The organism is Sulfurimonas sp. (assembly GCF_028694605.1).
In the GTDB taxonomy this organism is placed as follows: domain Bacteria; phylum Campylobacterota; class Campylobacteria; order Campylobacterales; family Sulfurimonadaceae; genus Sulfurimonas.
Genome location: NZ_JAQVKP010000001.1, coordinates 232,714 through 247,401 on the forward strand (window position 1 = coordinate 232,714; position 14,688 = coordinate 247,401).

Below are 14,688 nucleotides of genomic sequence, written 5' to 3' on the forward strand. Positions count from 1 at the left end.
TTGAAGTTTATGCATTGTTAGAAGTTTTTGCCTTTTTGGTAACTGTTTGTGGAGTAAAAATTATTCCATGGCATATTGAAATTGTTCAATGATGCTTCCGTGAAGATTCCCAGGATCAAAGTCAAATATGGTTTCGCCGCTCGTATGTGTTAGTACGATTGAACCGTCATTAAAATCGTCAATTTTAATATCAAAGGAAATTTCTATAGTTTTTTCTGTTAAAAATTTTATTTTGGTCATCATATATGTGAACCAAACATCATCTTCTTTGTCGCGAATTGCATAGTCATAGTCTGGAAATTGCTCTGTGGTTACGATAAATGAAATGGATACATTGGCAGCTACGCTCATTGTTAAATACTCATCATCTTCAGCAAGTAGATTCAAAGAATCAATGTTTATGGATTCAATAGAGTAATCAGCTTCAACATCATCATAATTAAAGGTCATACCATAAAATTCGAACTGGATTTGATTATTTAAAATGTAGTTTTCAATCTGTGCACTAATTCTTTCTTGGTATTTGAGATAAAATTTATTTAGATTGTATTGTGAATTTAAAATATGAAGAGCATGAGAAGGCATATGTGAGTGAGCTAAACCATTCGCATTACAAAATTCATTTATACCATTGTCATTAGAGATTACTAGGATATTTTTGGCATTTTTAATTGCAAAATTTTTGGCATTTAACATTGCAATCGCATCTGGAAATTCACTCTTTTTATTATCAACATTAAATGGTGGCAGACCAGCGTGATATAGCTGTATCAATTCGAAAGAATGATAATCTGAGGGAATCGTAAGTATCGTACCATCACTTGTACTAGAAGTAAATAATGTGCTGAGCCTCTCAAACATACCAGAACGAATTGCTTCTTTGCTAGGTGGGATAGACGAAAAAGTCCTTGAAAAAATTGTAAGTCTCTCATTTTTGAGACCTTCAACCCATTCATTTGTTTTATACTCTATTCGTTTTAAAACTTCACCATAAACCATTTCATCAATATATATTGGAAGGTTATATTTTTGAGCGAAAGAAATCAGCTTTTCAAGATTGTTGTCCGTAAATTCAAAACTTGCTGCTTCAAATACATTAGTGTCTAAAAAAATAGCCTCGATATTTTTCATTATAGATCTCACATTATTCTGTTAGAAAATAAATTATAGATATATATACAACTGTAGATAATTTGCATAAATCAGCCATGAATTTTGATTTTATATGGTTGCCCAAATTTATTTTTAGTATTGTTTTGTTCAATATCGAAAATATTGTTTTTTGAATCAAAACTATAATCCTGATACTTTGGCGAAAAACCCGTGTGGTATATTTCTGCATCTAAATCCTGTATTTGAATATCTTGGCCATATTCCGGGTGTTGCACTTGGAAATTTATAACTTTTGTACCTTTGTGGCGTAGTTCATTAGCTACATAATATTCAATATAAAAATTTTCATTAAAAACATGACCGCTGCTAAAATCTTTACCATTATGACTAAGAAAATCTTTCACTTGTTTGTAACCTTGTGCTTCTTTCATTTTAGACTCCTATTGAGATAACTATTATATAGTCAAAAATTAAATTATACTGCTAATTTATATATTGTATCTTAGTTTATTGGAGAAAATAGCAGAGTTTCTTGGAAATGATACCAAAAATACATCAACTATAAAGAAAATTGCAATTTATTGCTTTGGTTGGAAATAGGTTGGAAAGTTGTTTTAAAAAGAAAACTTAAAGTGAGTGATTTTTATAAGAAAAGTTGATGATTTTGGTTGCGGAAACAGGATTTGAACCTGTGACCTTTGGGTTATGAGCCCAACGAGCTACCGAACTGCTCTATTCCGCGATATTGCCTAAAATAGGGGATTTGTGGATGGGGTAAAGGGATTCGAACCCCTGGATGACTGGACCAAAACCAGTTGCCTTACCGCTTGGCGATACCCCAACAATAAAAAGTGAAAGACTTGGTTGCGGAAACAGGATTTGAACCTATGACCTTCGGGTTATGAGCCCGACGAGCTACCGAACTGCTCTATTCCGCGGTAAAAACAAACGTTTTAACTGTTTGTGGAGTGGAATTATAGGCAAATAGATGCTCTTTGTCAAGAAGGATGGCGCTGAAATGTAAAATTAATCAACAATTTACTATAATTTGCACAATTAAATATAAAGAAGAGTTATGACACCTATACAAAGAGTATTAGAAGCTATTGATGAGATAAAAAAAGGGCGTATGGTCATCATGGTTGATGACGAGGATAGAGAAAATGAGGGTGATTTGGTTTATGCCTCGGCATTTTCTACGCCTGAGCATGTAAATTTTATGGCAACACACGCAAGGGGGCTTATTTGCGTTGCTATAAGCAAAACCATTGCAACACGTCTCTCTTTAAACCCGATGGTGAGCTCCAACACATCTACGCACGAGACGGCTTTTACGGTTTCAGTTGATGCAAGAAGCGCTACAACCGGGATATCGGCAAAAGAGAGAGACGATACCATTAAGATTTTGGCAAACCCTATCAGCCATGCAGACGAGCTTGTCAAACCGGGGCATATCTTTCCTCTTATTGCCAAAGATGGCGGAGTGCTTGTAAGAACAGGACATACAGAGGGTTCTGTGGATCTTTGCCGCTTGGCGGGTCTTAGTGAATCGTCAGTTATCTGTGAAATCATCAAAGAAGACGGTACAATGGCACGTCGTGATGATTTGGATATTTTTGGCGAGAAGCACAATCTCAAAACTGTTTTTATCTCTGATCTGGTTGAGTACCGTCTTGCAAATGAGAGACTTGTCAGTGAAAAAAGTGTTGAAGAGATAGAGTTTTTTGGTACAAAAGTAAAAAAACATACTTTCAAAGACCATGACAGCATAGAACATACGGCTGTTGTTTTTCACAAAGTGGGCACGGTTGCAAACGTAAGAGTTCATAATGTCATACCTGATATAGAATTGCTTTTAAACCAAAAAAAATACAATAATCTTATCGCTTCCATAGAGCATTTAAAGCTTAACGGCGGCGTACTTATCTTTATCAACAAGCCTGCACACAATGACAATGCGGCAATGAAAGAGTTTGGTATCGGTGCGCAGATACTTAAATCTTTTGGTGTTTCAAAGATGAATCTCCTATCTTCTTTGAGCCATAACGACTTTGTCGGCTTAAGCGGATTTGGGCTGGAAATCAACGAAATTATCTCTATATGATAAAGTAAATATATGAGAGAAATTTTTAGCAGAGTTGAAGAAAATTCGGTAGTTGCTATTGAGACGGAAGTTGATTTGGAGTGCGATAAAAAGTCGTTTCCTTGGCTGTTGAGTGTTTTTATAAAAGCTATTGGCTCAAACGAGGGTTTTGATGCTTTGGAGACATTTTTGGAGACAAAAGAGTCTCTGATTTTGGCATTGGAGCATAATGGAAGTGCTTTTTATGTCGGTTCAAGAGAACATGATGGGTGGAGAGAACTCTATTTTTATGTCAAAAGCGCTAAAAATCTTGAAACAGTGGTCACAAAAATGCTATCGCAAAGCGGTTGCAAGTTTGAGAGCAGTATTGTTAAAGATGCAAAATGGGATTTTTATCATAAAAATCTATATCCGACCGAACTGGAATTTCACCATATTGAGAGTGACAAAATTATAGCCTTGCTTGAGGAAGAGGGCGATATGCTTAAAGCTTCAAGAGAGGTAGAACACTACGTCTCTTTTGACACACAAACACAAAAAGAGAGATTTTCGCAAAATGTTTTAGAGAGCGGTTTTGCTTTTAAAGATGATATTAGCAGCGAAGAGTTTGAGTATGGCGTAGCGGTTGTAAAAAACCATCCGGTAACAAAAGAGGCTGTCGCAAAAGTTGTACAGGAACTTTACGAGCTTCTCAAAAAAGAGCACGGTTACTATGAGGGGTGGAGTACGGTTTTGGTGGACACTCAGAGTTAAATGAAAAAAATGTTTGCCATTGCCGGAGTTTTTAACTACCTCTTGGTAGTTTTTTTAAACGCATTTACCGATTTGGGTCATAAAATAATTATTCAAAACACCGTATTTAAGGTGTATGACGGAACTACCCAAATCATGCTCACGGCAGTTGTCAATGCTTTGATGCTTCTTCCTTTTATCTTGGCATTTTCACCGTCTGGCTATCTAAGTGACAGATTTGCAAAAAATGTTGTGATGAAGCATGCTGCTCTTTTGGCTGTTTTTATCACTCTTGCTATCACTTTTTGCTACTATCAAGGCTGGTTTGTAAGTGCGTTTGCTCTTACCTTTTTACTTGCCCTTCAAAGTGCGCTTTATAGCCCCGCAAAATACGGATATATAAAAGAGTTAGTCGGTACAAGGTATATAAGCGATGGAAACGGCGCTCTCCAAGCTGTTACAACGAGTGCAATTTTACTAGGCATTATCGTCTATACCATACTTTTTGAGACGCTCTTAGGCGATGTTTTTGCCACAAAAGAGGATATCTTAAGAGCCATCGCACCTCTTGGCTGGCTTTTGGTTTTTGGCTCGGTTGTCGAGTATATGCTTGCTCTAAAACTGCCAAATATGAGTATAAACACAAGCCGTAAAAAATTTGATTTTGCAAAATACGTAAAAGGTTTTTATCTCAAAAAAAATCTCATAATGCTTAGAAGAAAAAAAGAGGTTTTCGACTCCGTTATAGCGCTTAGTCTTTTTTGGTCTGTTTCTCAGGTTGTACTGGCGATTTTTGGCGAATATGCAAAGAGTGAGCTTAAAATCACAAATACGATTGTCGTTCAGGGAATCATGACATTTTCGGTTATCGGCATAGTTGTCGGTTCAATACTCTCATCGGCTTTTTCAAAGTACTATATCAACAGCGGTCTTGCGGCACTTAGCGCACTCGGGATTGCACTGCTGCTTTTTGCTATCCCGTTTACGACAAATACGCTCTTCTTAGGGGTTGAGTTTGTACTGTTTGGGCTCTTTAGCGGTATGCTTTTGGTACCGCTCAATGCAAAAATCCAGCATCTCTCCCCCGATATCCATCTTGGAACGGTTTTGGCGGGAAATAACTTTATCCAAACGCTTTTTATGTTCTCCTTTTTGATGCTGACTACACTTTTTGCCTACTTCGGTATGAATGCAAAGATTCTCTTTTTTGTTATGGGTGTAGTTGCGCTGTATCTGCTATATCTGCTTTTTAAGAGATACTTGGTTTTGGCTATTTGGACACTTTTTGAAGCAGTTTTTAAAATCCGCTATAGATGCACATACAGAGGACTGGAGCATATCCCGCAAAATACTCCTGTACTCTTGGCGGGAAACCATGTCAGCTGGATTGACTGGTTTTTTCTTCAGCTTCCGTTTGAGGGAAGGGTTGTTTTTTTGATTGACAAAGACATATACAACAACAAACTTCTCAATCCGCTTTTTAGGCTTGGCGGCTTGATTCCTCTGTCGCCTAGAGCATCAAAAGATTCCTTTTTTGAAACCTTTATGAAATTAAAAGATGGTAAAATAGTAGCCATATTTCCTGAGGGTGAAATATCTAGGGATTCTAGTGTGTCAAAGTTTTACAGAGGCTATGAGGTTATCCAAAGAAGCGGTGCGGTTATCGTACCGTTTTATATCGATGGAATTTTTGGAAGTGTTTTTGCAAGGTATAAAGGCGATGCAAGAAGATGCTTTTTGAAAAAAAGAGAGATTACACTTACCTTTGGAGAGCCGATTTGGGGACATATAAGTGCAGATGAACTTAGAGACAGAGTTATAAATTTGAAAAGGATACAAAATTGAAAACAACATTAATAATAGGTGCAGGCGGAGTTAGTCGTGTGGTTGTACATAAATGTGTACAAAATGCGGATGTTTTTGGGAAAATCGTACTGGCGAGCAGAACGCTAAGCAAGTGCCAAGAGATAAGAAATGAGCTTCCGGATGCGGATATGGAAGTAGCTTCTGTTAATGCAGACAGCGTGGATGAAGTTATAAAACTTATAAACTCATGCAACCCGAGCATTGTTATAAATGTAGCGCTTCCGTATCAGGATTTGGCGATTATGGATGCTTGTATCGCTACAAAAACGCCGTATCTTGATACTGCAAACTATGAACATCCAGATGAAGCAAAATTTGAGTACAAACTTCAATGGGCAAGAGATGAAAAGTTTAAAGAAGCGGGAATTATGGGACTTTTAGGCAGCGGTTTTGACCCGGGGGCTACAAATGTATTTTGTGCTTATGCTCAAAAACACTACTTTGATGAGATTCACACCGTAGATATTTTGGATTGTAACGCAGGAGATCACGGTTACGCTTTTGCAACAAACTTTAACCCTGAAATCAACCTAAGAGAAGTCTCCGCAAACGGCAGATATTGGGAAAACGGCGAGTGGATAGAGACAAAGCCGCTTGAAATTATGCAGGTTTGGGATTATCCTGAGGTTGGACCAAAAGATAGCTATCTGCTCTACCATGAAGAGATGGAGTCTTTGGTAAAACATATAAAAGGTCTAAAGCGCATCAGATTTTTTATGACATTTGGGCAGAGCTACATCAAACATATGGAAGTTCTTCAAAATGTCGGAATGCTTGGAATCGAGCCTGTTGAACATAAAGGCATGAAAATTATTCCTATAGAGTTTTTAAAGACACTTCTGCCCGATCCTGCATCACTAGGCGCGCGCACAAAAGGAAAAACAAATATCGGTATCGTTGCAGAAGGTATCAAAGACGGTAAGAAGAGAAAAATTTATATCTATCAGGTAAAAGACCACGAAGAGTGCTACCGTGAGACAAACTCTCAAGGTGTATCTTACACAACGGGAGTTCCTGCTATGATAGGCGCAAAGCTTATGCTTAAAGGTATTTGGAGTGGAGCGGGCGTGTTTAACATGGAGCAGATGAATCCCGATCCGTTTATGGACGAGATGAATACGCAAGGACTTCCTTGGAAGATTAAAGAGCTAGAAGCGTAGTCTATGCAGAGTTTAGAAAAAATCGCTACACCTTACTATATATGCCATGAGTCGCTACTTCGCAAAAACCTTGAAATCTTAGACCGTGTGCAAAAAGAGGGCGGAGCTAAAGTGATTTTGGCTCTAAAAGGTTTTGCAATGTGGAGTACATTTCCTCTTGTAAAACAGTATCTCAAAGGATGTACTTCCAGCGGACTTCATGAAGCACTTTTAGCCAGAGAAGAGTTTGCAAAAGATGATAAAAACCTTGAAGTTCACACCTACTCGCCTGCTTACAAAGATGAAGACATAGACGAGATAGCGCGCATATCCGACCATATTGTTTTTAACTCTCCAACTCAGCTTTTTAAATACTCCGACAGAGTAAAAAAAATCAATCCGAATGTGAGTTTATCGCTGAGAATAAATCCTGAACAGTCTTCATCCCCAAAAGATATATACAACCCTTGCGGACTTTACAGCCGTCTTGGAACAACACTTGCAAATTTTGACGAGAGAGTTTTGGAGCATATAGACGGGCTTAACTTTCACGCACTTTGCGAGCAAGATGTCGATGCGCTTGAAGAAGTTTTAGTATCTTTTGAAGAGAAGTTTTCAAAATATTTTAAAGGGATGAAATACATAAACTTCGGCGGCGGACATCATATAACCAAAAAGGGTTATGATGTTGAGAAACTCATAAGCATCATTAAAGATTTTAGAGCAAAATACGGCGTTGAAGTTTACCTAGAACCGGGAGAAGCGGTAGGCTGGCAAACGGGCGAACTTGTGAGCAGTGTCCTTGACATAGTTCACAACGGTATGGATATCGCCATTTTAGACACTTCCGCAGAAGCGCATATGCCTGACACTCTTGCAATGCCATACCGTGCAATGGTGCGGGGAAGCGCAGAAGCGGGAGAAAAACGCTACACTTACCGGTTTGGCGGAAATACTTGTTTAGCGGGTGACATCATGGGGGATTACTCTTTTGATGAACCGCTCAAAGTCGGCGATAAAATTATATTTGAAGACCAGATTCACTACACATTTGTTAAAAATACGACTTTTAACGGCATAAAACTTCCGTCCTTGGTTATCAAAAGAGAAGATGGAAGCGTAGAGCTTATAAAAGAGTTTGGATATCAAGACTATAAAAATAGACTTTCTTAAGCCCTATTTAGTAGGGTTTTAGGCTTTGATATCTAAAAGCGTTCCAAACATCTCATCTTGTGTTCTTATGGTGGCTACATTAATGGCGGAAACATCTTCTGCAACCATCTGAGTGACCATCTCTTTTGACAAATCCGTTTGGCTTGTTTGAGAACCTGTGTTGTCTGCTTGTGTGTTTTGTGCTCTTATGGAGTTTTCGTCGCCTATAACCCTTGTTTGTGTCGGTACAAAACCATCACTGTTTGTATTTGCAACATTGTTTGCACTTGTGTTTAGCATCGTCTGATGTGCTTGCAGTGAGGCGATATTGTTTGAGATGTTCATAGTGGTTCCCCTGCCAGAGCGTAAAACTCTTCATGTGAAAGTGTTTTTTCTGTCTTATGCTCCAAATCTTTTACCCAGATTGTACCATTTTGAAGCTCATTTTCGCCTATGACACAGCAAAAGCGTGTATTTACTTTGTCGGCTGCTTTGAGGTGGTTTTTGAGGTTTTTTGGTTTGTAGTCAAGCACGACTTTATCGCTGCCTCTTTTTTGATGTGCCATTCTTACAACCAAGTCAACAGTATTTTCATCCATGGCACCCATGTAGTATCCGTCTCTGCCATTTTGCGGCATAACGATAAGCTCCATAAGCCTCTCAATCCCCATTGCAAAGCCAACGGCCGGAGTAGGGCGACCATCCAAAAACTCTACAAGCCTGTCATAACGCCCCCCGCCTGCAATGGCACTCTGACTTCCGATGTTGTCGCTGACAAACTCAAACGCCGTTTTAGAGTAGTAGTCAAGTCCTCGAACCAGGTGTGTATCTATCTCATAAGAGATACCGCTTTGTGCAAGAAGTGTTTGAAGCTTTGAAAACTCACTGCCGCACCCCGTACACAAATTGTTTATCAGTTTTGGCGCATCCGCATAGATATTTTGGCACTTCTGCTCTTTACAGTCAAGCACACGGATGGGATTTGTACCGACTCTGCGTCTGCAATCCTCACAAATATGTTCTTCATGAATCGTGACAAAATCAATCAAATTTTGACGATAAGGCGGCATACACTCTTTGCACCCAAGAGAGTTTAGTTTAAGCCTGTAGCCGATGCCAAGCTCTTTTAAGATGTCGCTTACCATCATAATCATACTCACATCTTCATGAACACTCTCAACCCCAAAACTCTCAACCCCAAACTGATGAAACTGTCTTAGTCTCCCTTTTTGCGGTCTCTCATAGCGAAACATCGGACCATGGTAAAAAAAGCGGTGGATACCGCCTGCACGGTCAAGCTTCTTTTGTATAAACGCACGTACAACGCCCGCTGTTCCCTCTGGGCGCAAACAGACGTCATTCTCACCCTTGTCGATAAACTGGTACATCTCTTTGCCCACGATATCGCTTGATTCGCCGACAGAGCGTTTAAAAAGTGCCGTCTCTTCCAAAATTGGAGTCTCAATAAAGTGAAAACCGTATCTCTGCGCTACTTTTGTCGCAAGGGACAAAAAATATGTAAACCTCTCATACTCTTCACTTAAAATATCATTCATGCCTCGAAGGGAGCTAATCATCTTTCTTCCTACTCTAGGGCACCTCTAAAAACTCTAGCCATCTTCAGCGATAGAGCCAAGCCCACACTCTGCGTTGCCTCTTTTTGCCTTAGCCTTAGCTAGGGCTGCAAAGAGCCGCCTTGATTGTGAACTTGGCTCTATCGCTGAAGATGGCTAGAGTTTTTAGAGGTGCCCTCTATTTTGTTATACTAAAAGAATACCATTTTTCTCTTTAGATACTGTTTATTATCTCTTGAGTTATGGTGTCTATATCTTTTGCTGCGTCTATAACTATAAGCTCAATATTTAGGAGTTTTGCGGCTGTTATAAGTGCTTCTTGAATTTTTAAAAGATACTCCTCGCCTCTTAGTTCTATGCCGTCAAGCTTCTTTTGCGAGAGCCTAAAGGTAAGTTCCTCTTTTGTAAGTGAGAGTAAAAAAACTTTTTGCGGGTAAATCCCGCCTGTTGCAAATCTGTTGAGATGCAAGATGGCTGTTTCGCTGATTTCACCCTGAACAAGGGCGTAAGCAACACCGCTTACAACGCTTCTGTCAGAGATAATCATCTTATCAAGATTTGGCTCAATCACCTCTTTTATATGTTCGGCACGGTCTGCCAAAAAGAGCAAAAATTCTGCTTTTTTGCTTTTGGTTTTAGCGCTTAGCACTATCTCTCTTATCTCTTTTCCCGCCTCAGTTGCGCCGGGTTCTTTGGTGATGATGGCGTCTGGAAAATGGGTGCGCAAACGCTCTATCTGGGTGCTTTTGCCTGCGGTGTCGATGCCCTCTACTGTAATGTACATGACTTCATCTCCCTAATAATTTTTTGCACCTCTTTTGGAACAAGATGCTCTGTTTTTGCGTTGAATTTTAGAAGATTTCTCACGATTGAAGAGCTTATAAAAGCGTGTTGGAGTTTTGGCATAAGATAAACTGTTTCAATTGTCCCATCAAGGGAGTTGTTTAAGTAGCCAAGCTGGAGTTCATACTCAAAATCGCTCACGGCACGAAGCCCTCTTATAAGCACCTTTGCATCATAAGCTCTTGCCAGATCAACCGTGAGATTGTCAAATCCGACGACTTTCACATTTGCAAGACCACCAACTGCTTCTTGTACCATCTCTATGCGCTCAGCTAGCGTAAACATAGGTTTTTTATCTGTAGATATTGCCACGGCAACGATAACCTCGTCAAAAAGGTTTAATGCCCTCTCGATAATGTCAAAATGTCCGTTTGTGATAGGGTCAAATGTCCCCGGATAAAGTGCTGTTTTTTTCATATTTCCCATCTTTTGTAGAGGCTGTTTTCGATGCCAAGGAGGTCAAACCATTTCCCGATGAGAAAGTTCTCCATCTCCTCAAGTGTCTGCTGCTGTGAGTAATACGCCATAACCGGAGGAGCGATAACCACTCCAAGCATGGAGAGTTTGTGCATATTTTCGAGTGCAATTGCCGAAAAAGGCATCTCACGGGGTGCTAAGATAAGTTTTTTATGCTCTTTTATCATCACGCTTGCGCATCTGGTAACTAGGTTATCCGCTATGCCGCATGCTATCTTTGCAAGGGTATTCATGCTGCACGGTGCGATAATCATTGCATCCACGCCAAAAGAGCCTGAAGAGATGCTTGCTGCAATGTTGTCATGCTCGTGGATAGTTACGCCCATCTCCTTGTCTAAAACAACCTCCGCACTTTTGGTTAAGATAAAATGTTTTTCTATCCCTTTTGGCATAAGCTCCAATATTTTAAGACCCAGATTTGCACCGCTCGCACCGCTTGAGGCAACTACTATCTTTTTGGTTTTCATTCCATTTCTGCCATATCAGAGCCTGTAACTCTTACTTTTAAAATTTTTCCGCTGTTGTTTTGAACATCAATTATATCATTTACTTTGCCGTCTTGAAGTGCTTTTGCGCTAAAAGTTATTGCCATGCCATCTTGAAAAAAGTTAACATTGATCATAGAATCTTTTGTCACAACATCCAAAATCTCAACATCACGCAGAGTTAAAATCATATCTTTTGGTATGTGCCGCTTTGCCTGAAGTTGCTTTTGTCCTATATTTTGAACCGGCTTATCTTGAAAACTCTCCAAGGCAACGCTTTTTTTGATGCAGTTTGTAAGAGTAAGTTGTGTATCTTTTTTGATTACATCTCTGCTTTTGTAAATCGCAACATCTGCAACGACAGTATAATTAAAGAAGAATTTTTTATTTTCTGTCGTTTTGACGCTTACGATGCCCTCGCTCGATAAAAAATCACGGTTTTTTATCTCAATGCTGTATTTATCCGGCAAAGATTCAAGATAGCCGCGAGGTGCAACAATAATAGAATTGATAGAGATATCCTCATAGTTTGTTTTATAATAATTTCTGACTTTTTCCTCAATCAAAGATGTATCTACCGGACTTTTTAAGACAAAATTTATATAGTTGCTATTTGCGGTATAGTGCTTGTATCCATGCTTTGCAAGCAATTTTAAAAGATCTTTAGACTTTATTTTTTGCGAATACCTATTTTGTTCAATTGTTGTAATCAAAAAATCATCTCTAGTATCAGGAGCAACGGAAGAAAATCTCACTTCTTTTCCTTGCACATAATACACACTCTCAAGAGTAAGTTGAGCATAAAGGGTAGAAGTAAAAATAAAAAATAAAAAAGTTTTTAATAACATAAATATACTTTGGTGCGATTGGGATTTTGCATTGTAGCAGATAGATTGAAAATGGAAAGTTAAAATCGGATGGTACCAGTGGGCGGACTCGAACCGCCACATATTTCTATACCTGATTTTGAATCAGGCGTGTCTACCATTTCACCACACTGGCTTTAAGAGCGAAATGATAGTGACTTCTAGCTTAAAATATTGTGAAAGTAAAAGTAAATCGCTTCCGGTCGATATAGCAGTTATGGAACTTATGTTGCTTAGTGGGGCAATAAGATGTGTAGTTTTACTTATGGTGGAGGTGTATTATGAGAATTGCAAGTAGCATGTACTATAAAAATATATACGGTGAAAATAGTTCACAGCTTAGCAAGAGTCTTTTTGATGTAAATAAGCAGATTGCTTCGGGGTTGAAGATTCAGTATGCTTATGAGGGGATACGTACTTTTACTGAGACAATGAGACTGGATAATGAGATAACGACGCTAGATCAAACCAAAAACAGTGTGCAGAGTGCTTTGAAATTTTCTGATCAGACAGATTCTGTTTTAAATGAGTTTGAAACATCTATGAATAGAGCAAGAACACTTCTTCTTAATGCTGCAAATGCCACAAACAGCGAAACATCACTTGATGCTATAGCACATGAACTAAGAGGCTTGGAAGAGCATTTTAAAAGCTTGTCAAATACCTCTGTCAATGGGCAGTATCTCTTTTCCGGCTCTGCTGTTGATACAAAACCTATAGCAAGTGACGGTTCATATAGGGGAAATGACGCGATTCTTAAAGCATTTACCGGTTCTGGAACGTCACAACAGTACAACATAAGCGGTGCAGAACTCTTTTTGGGTGAAGAACAGACCGTAAAACGTGAAATTACCACCAATATAATGCAGTACAATCTCTCTACAAAGTACCCTGATTTTACGGATTCAAGCGTGAGTGGGACTGCGGCGTACATTACAAGTGACGATACGATACGTGATCTTATGGGTGACACTGACAGTATGGCGGGTGGCACAAGCTATTTTTATGTAAGCGGTACGCAAAGTGACGGAACTTCTTTTAAAGAGAAGATTTCTATGTCTGATGGAGACAAAATAGATAGTTTGCTTAAACGAATCGGTGATATTTATGGCAATACCGCAGATTTGGATGTGGTCAATGTGAGCTTAAATCCTTATGGACAGATTGTTATAGAAGATAAAATGAGAGGCTCTAGCAAGATTGATTTTCATATGGTCGGGGCAACGGATTTTAGTGGTGGCGCAGCAGCCGATGTGATAAATATAGATGCTCTTGGCGACGGAGAGACAAACTTTGACAAAATAATGCTTGGAACATCTACGGCAACAAATCCAAATCTATTTGTAAAAGAGTTTGTAAAATCTTCTCTGTCTGCGGCAGATAGTGTTGCTGCTGGAAACAGTATAGAAGGAACTCTCTATGATAGAGTTGAGTTTACAAAAGATGGTGCAATGCTCTCTGCATCAACGCCACAAATCATAAAAGAGACCAATGAGTTTGCAACCGCATCAACAAAATTGTCTGAAGTTGCTTCCGGGAGTTTGGATGGCAAATCTTTTGTGTTTGAGGGTGTAAATGTTTACGGATTTTCCTATATCGCTCAGATAGACTTGGCAGTGGGTGGTTCGACATTTAGTGTCGGCGGAAATACGTACGATATTTTTGACATGGGCTCTCCAAGAGCTGCTGTTAGTGCAGATGATATGACTTATAAACAGTTGATGGATGTTATGAATATGATTGCGATGGGAAATCTTCCGGCTGCCAATAATGCTGTGGAGTACGATAAGGCAATTGAGACGGCTGATTTGGGAGCAAGGACTTTTTTAAGTTATGACGGCAAGATAACATTTGAGGAGATAGGTAGCGGCAATACACAAGCAACGATGGCACTTTATGATGCAAATAGCGGTGATTTTAGTGCGGCCGCTTCTATAATGACATTTAATACAAACAACGCTTTAACCGTTCGTGATTCTAAGACAGATTTTTTTAAAACACTAGATGCAATGATATCTGCAGTTGAAAATCATAAACTCTATCCCGATGGCAGTTCCGGCGATGTGAGAAACGTAGGGATAGAGAATGCTGTCAAAATGATGGATGATTTACAAGACCATATTTTTAGATCACATTCACAAGTCGGTGCACAATCAAATGCACTTACTGACTCTTTAGAGAGAACAGAGATGTTAAAGATGAGCTCGGTCGGTCTTAGGTCATCGGTTATTGATACAGATTTGGCAGAGGCTTACTTGACATTAGAACAACTAAATACAAACTATAAGGCGATGCTCTCAACTGTTACTAAAGTTTCAGAGTTAAGCTTGGTAAATTATCTCTAAAAATAGCCTTTAT

14 protein-coding genes and 4 tRNA genes are annotated in these 14,688 nt (G+C 39.1%); 6 read left to right on the forward strand and 12 right to left on the reverse strand.

The window, feature by feature from the left end; translation table 11 throughout:
• Positions 1-60: 60 nt before the first annotated feature.
• From PHY84_RS01190 to PHY84_RS01210, 5 genes are all read right to left on the reverse strand, one after another.
• Positions 61-1,131: a PIN domain-containing protein gene (locus tag PHY84_RS01190; RefSeq protein ID WP_299856871.1), complete on the reverse strand. Its 1,071-nt coding sequence runs from the start codon at positions 1,129-1,131 to the stop codon at positions 61-63.
• Positions 1,132-1,202: 71 nt separating this feature from the next.
• Complete coding sequence (locus PHY84_RS01195; RefSeq protein ID WP_299856873.1) at positions 1,203-1,544, reverse strand: hypothetical protein; 342 nt, start codon at positions 1,542-1,544, stop codon at positions 1,203-1,205.
• Positions 1,545-1,778: 234 nt separating this feature from the next.
• Positions 1,779-1,855, reverse strand: a tRNA-Met gene (locus tag PHY84_RS01200).
• A 24-nt stretch (positions 1,856-1,879) separates the two neighbouring features.
• A tRNA-Gln gene (locus PHY84_RS01205) sits at positions 1,880-1,954 on the reverse strand.
• 20 nt (positions 1,955-1,974) lie between these two features.
• A tRNA-Met gene (locus PHY84_RS01210) sits at positions 1,975-2,051 on the reverse strand.
• Positions 2,052-2,188: 137 nt separating this feature from the next.
• Here PHY84_RS01210 and PHY84_RS01215 point away from each other — a divergent pair.
• The 5 genes from PHY84_RS01215 to nspC are packed head-to-tail and all read left to right on the forward strand — an operon-like array spanning position 2,189 to position 8,106.
• Entirely contained in the window at positions 2,189-3,217 is a 1,029-nt protein-coding gene (locus tag PHY84_RS01215; RefSeq protein ID WP_299856874.1) for a bifunctional 3,4-dihydroxy-2-butanone 4-phosphate synthase/GTP cyclohydrolase II, read from the forward strand.
• A gap of 12 nt (positions 3,218-3,229) precedes the next feature.
• Entirely contained in the window at positions 3,230-3,949 is a 720-nt protein-coding gene (locus tag PHY84_RS01220) for a DUF695 domain-containing protein (protein WP_299856876.1), read from the forward strand.
• Positions 3,950-5,773: an MFS transporter gene (locus PHY84_RS01225; protein WP_299856879.1), complete on the forward strand. Its 1,824-nt coding sequence runs from the start codon at positions 3,950-3,952 to the stop codon at positions 5,771-5,773.
• Positions 5,770-6,954, forward strand: a complete 1,185-nt coding sequence (locus PHY84_RS01230; RefSeq protein ID WP_299856881.1) for a saccharopine dehydrogenase family protein — start codon at positions 5,770-5,772, stop codon at positions 6,952-6,954. The genes PHY84_RS01225 and PHY84_RS01230 overlap by 4 nt, the downstream gene beginning before the upstream one ends.
• Before the next feature lie 3 nt (positions 6,955-6,957).
• Positions 6,958-8,106, forward strand: coding sequence for a carboxynorspermidine decarboxylase (gene nspC, locus PHY84_RS01235; RefSeq protein WP_299856883.1), 1,149 nt, complete (start codon positions 6,958-6,960; stop codon positions 8,104-8,106).
• A gap of 18 nt (positions 8,107-8,124) precedes the next feature.
• Here nspC and PHY84_RS01240 read toward each other — a convergent pair whose 3' ends face one another.
• From PHY84_RS01240 to PHY84_RS01270, 7 genes are all read right to left on the reverse strand, one after another.
• Positions 8,125-8,430, reverse strand: coding sequence for a hypothetical protein (locus tag PHY84_RS01240; RefSeq protein ID WP_299856885.1), 306 nt, complete (start codon positions 8,428-8,430; stop codon positions 8,125-8,127).
• Complete coding sequence (gene hisS, locus PHY84_RS01245; RefSeq protein ID WP_299856887.1) at positions 8,427-9,662, reverse strand: histidine--tRNA ligase; 1,236 nt, start codon at positions 9,660-9,662, stop codon at positions 8,427-8,429. Before hisS ends, PHY84_RS01240 begins: the two co-directional genes overlap by 4 nt.
• A gap of 211 nt (positions 9,663-9,873) precedes the next feature.
• Positions 9,874-10,443, reverse strand: coding sequence for a dTMP kinase (tmk, locus tag PHY84_RS01250; protein WP_299856889.1), 570 nt, complete (start codon positions 10,441-10,443; stop codon positions 9,874-9,876).
• Complete coding sequence (gene coaD / locus PHY84_RS01255; RefSeq protein ID WP_299856891.1) at positions 10,428-10,919, reverse strand: pantetheine-phosphate adenylyltransferase; 492 nt, start codon at positions 10,917-10,919, stop codon at positions 10,428-10,430. The genes tmk and coaD overlap by 16 nt, the downstream gene beginning before the upstream one ends.
• Positions 10,916-11,446 carry a UbiX family flavin prenyltransferase gene (locus tag PHY84_RS01260; protein ID WP_299856893.1) on the reverse strand — a complete coding sequence of 177 codons (531 nt, stop codon included), beginning with the start codon at positions 11,444-11,446 and terminating at the stop codon, positions 10,916-10,918. Before PHY84_RS01260 ends, coaD begins: the two co-directional genes overlap by 4 nt.
• Positions 11,443-12,219: a flagellar basal body P-ring formation chaperone FlgA gene (gene flgA, locus PHY84_RS01265; protein ID WP_299856895.1), complete on the reverse strand. Its 777-nt coding sequence runs from the start codon at positions 12,217-12,219 to the stop codon at positions 11,443-11,445. The genes PHY84_RS01260 and flgA overlap by 4 nt, the downstream gene beginning before the upstream one ends.
• Before the next feature lie 163 nt (positions 12,220-12,382).
• Positions 12,383-12,466 (reverse strand) — tRNA-Leu (locus PHY84_RS01270).
• Between the two features lie 145 nt (positions 12,467-12,611).
• Here PHY84_RS01270 and PHY84_RS01275 point away from each other — a divergent pair.
• The gene (locus tag PHY84_RS01275; protein WP_299856897.1) at positions 12,612-14,675 is read left to right on the forward strand and encodes a flagellar biosynthesis protein FlgL; all 2,064 of its coding nucleotides are present in this window, start codon (positions 12,612-12,614) and stop codon (positions 14,673-14,675) included.
• The last annotated feature ends 13 nt before the right edge of the window (positions 14,676-14,688 follow it).

Excerpts from the sequence above, each read along its gene's own strand:
- tmk (WP_299856889.1), bottom strand. The coding sequence starts at position 10,443 with ATGTACATTACAGTAGAGGGCATCGACACCGCAGGCAAAAGCACCCAG.
- PHY84_RS01220 (WP_299856876.1), top strand. The coding sequence starts at position 3,230 with ATGAGAGAAATTTTTAGCAGAGTTGAAGAAAATTCGGTAGTTGCTATT.
- PHY84_RS01225 (WP_299856879.1), top strand. The coding sequence starts at position 3,950 with ATGAAAAAAATGTTTGCCATTGCCGGAGTTTTTAACTACCTCTTGGTA.
- PHY84_RS01260 (WP_299856893.1), bottom strand. The coding sequence starts at position 11,446 with ATGAAAACCAAAAAGATAGTAGTTGCCTCAAGCGGTGCGAGCGGTGCA.
- PHY84_RS01195 (WP_299856873.1), bottom strand. The coding sequence starts at position 1,544 with ATGAAAGAAGCACAAGGTTACAAACAAGTGAAAGATTTTCTTAGTCAT.
- PHY84_RS01215 (WP_299856874.1), top strand. The coding sequence starts at position 2,189 with ATGACACCTATACAAAGAGTATTAGAAGCTATTGATGAGATAAAAAAA.
- PHY84_RS01275 (WP_299856897.1), top strand. The coding sequence starts at position 12,612 with ATGAGAATTGCAAGTAGCATGTACTATAAAAATATATACGGTGAAAAT.
- coaD (WP_299856891.1), bottom strand. The coding sequence starts at position 10,919 with ATGAAAAAAACAGCACTTTATCCGGGGACATTTGACCCTATCACAAAC.
- nspC (WP_299856883.1), top strand. The coding sequence starts at position 6,958 with ATGCAGAGTTTAGAAAAAATCGCTACACCTTACTATATATGCCATGAG.
- PHY84_RS01190 (WP_299856871.1), bottom strand. The coding sequence starts at position 1,131 with ATGAAAAATATCGAGGCTATTTTTTTAGACACTAATGTATTTGAAGCA.
- PHY84_RS01240 (WP_299856885.1), bottom strand. The coding sequence starts at position 8,430 with ATGAACATCTCAAACAATATCGCCTCACTGCAAGCACATCAGACGATG.
- hisS (WP_299856887.1), bottom strand. The coding sequence starts at position 9,662 with ATGATTAGCTCCCTTCGAGGCATGAATGATATTTTAAGTGAAGAGTAT.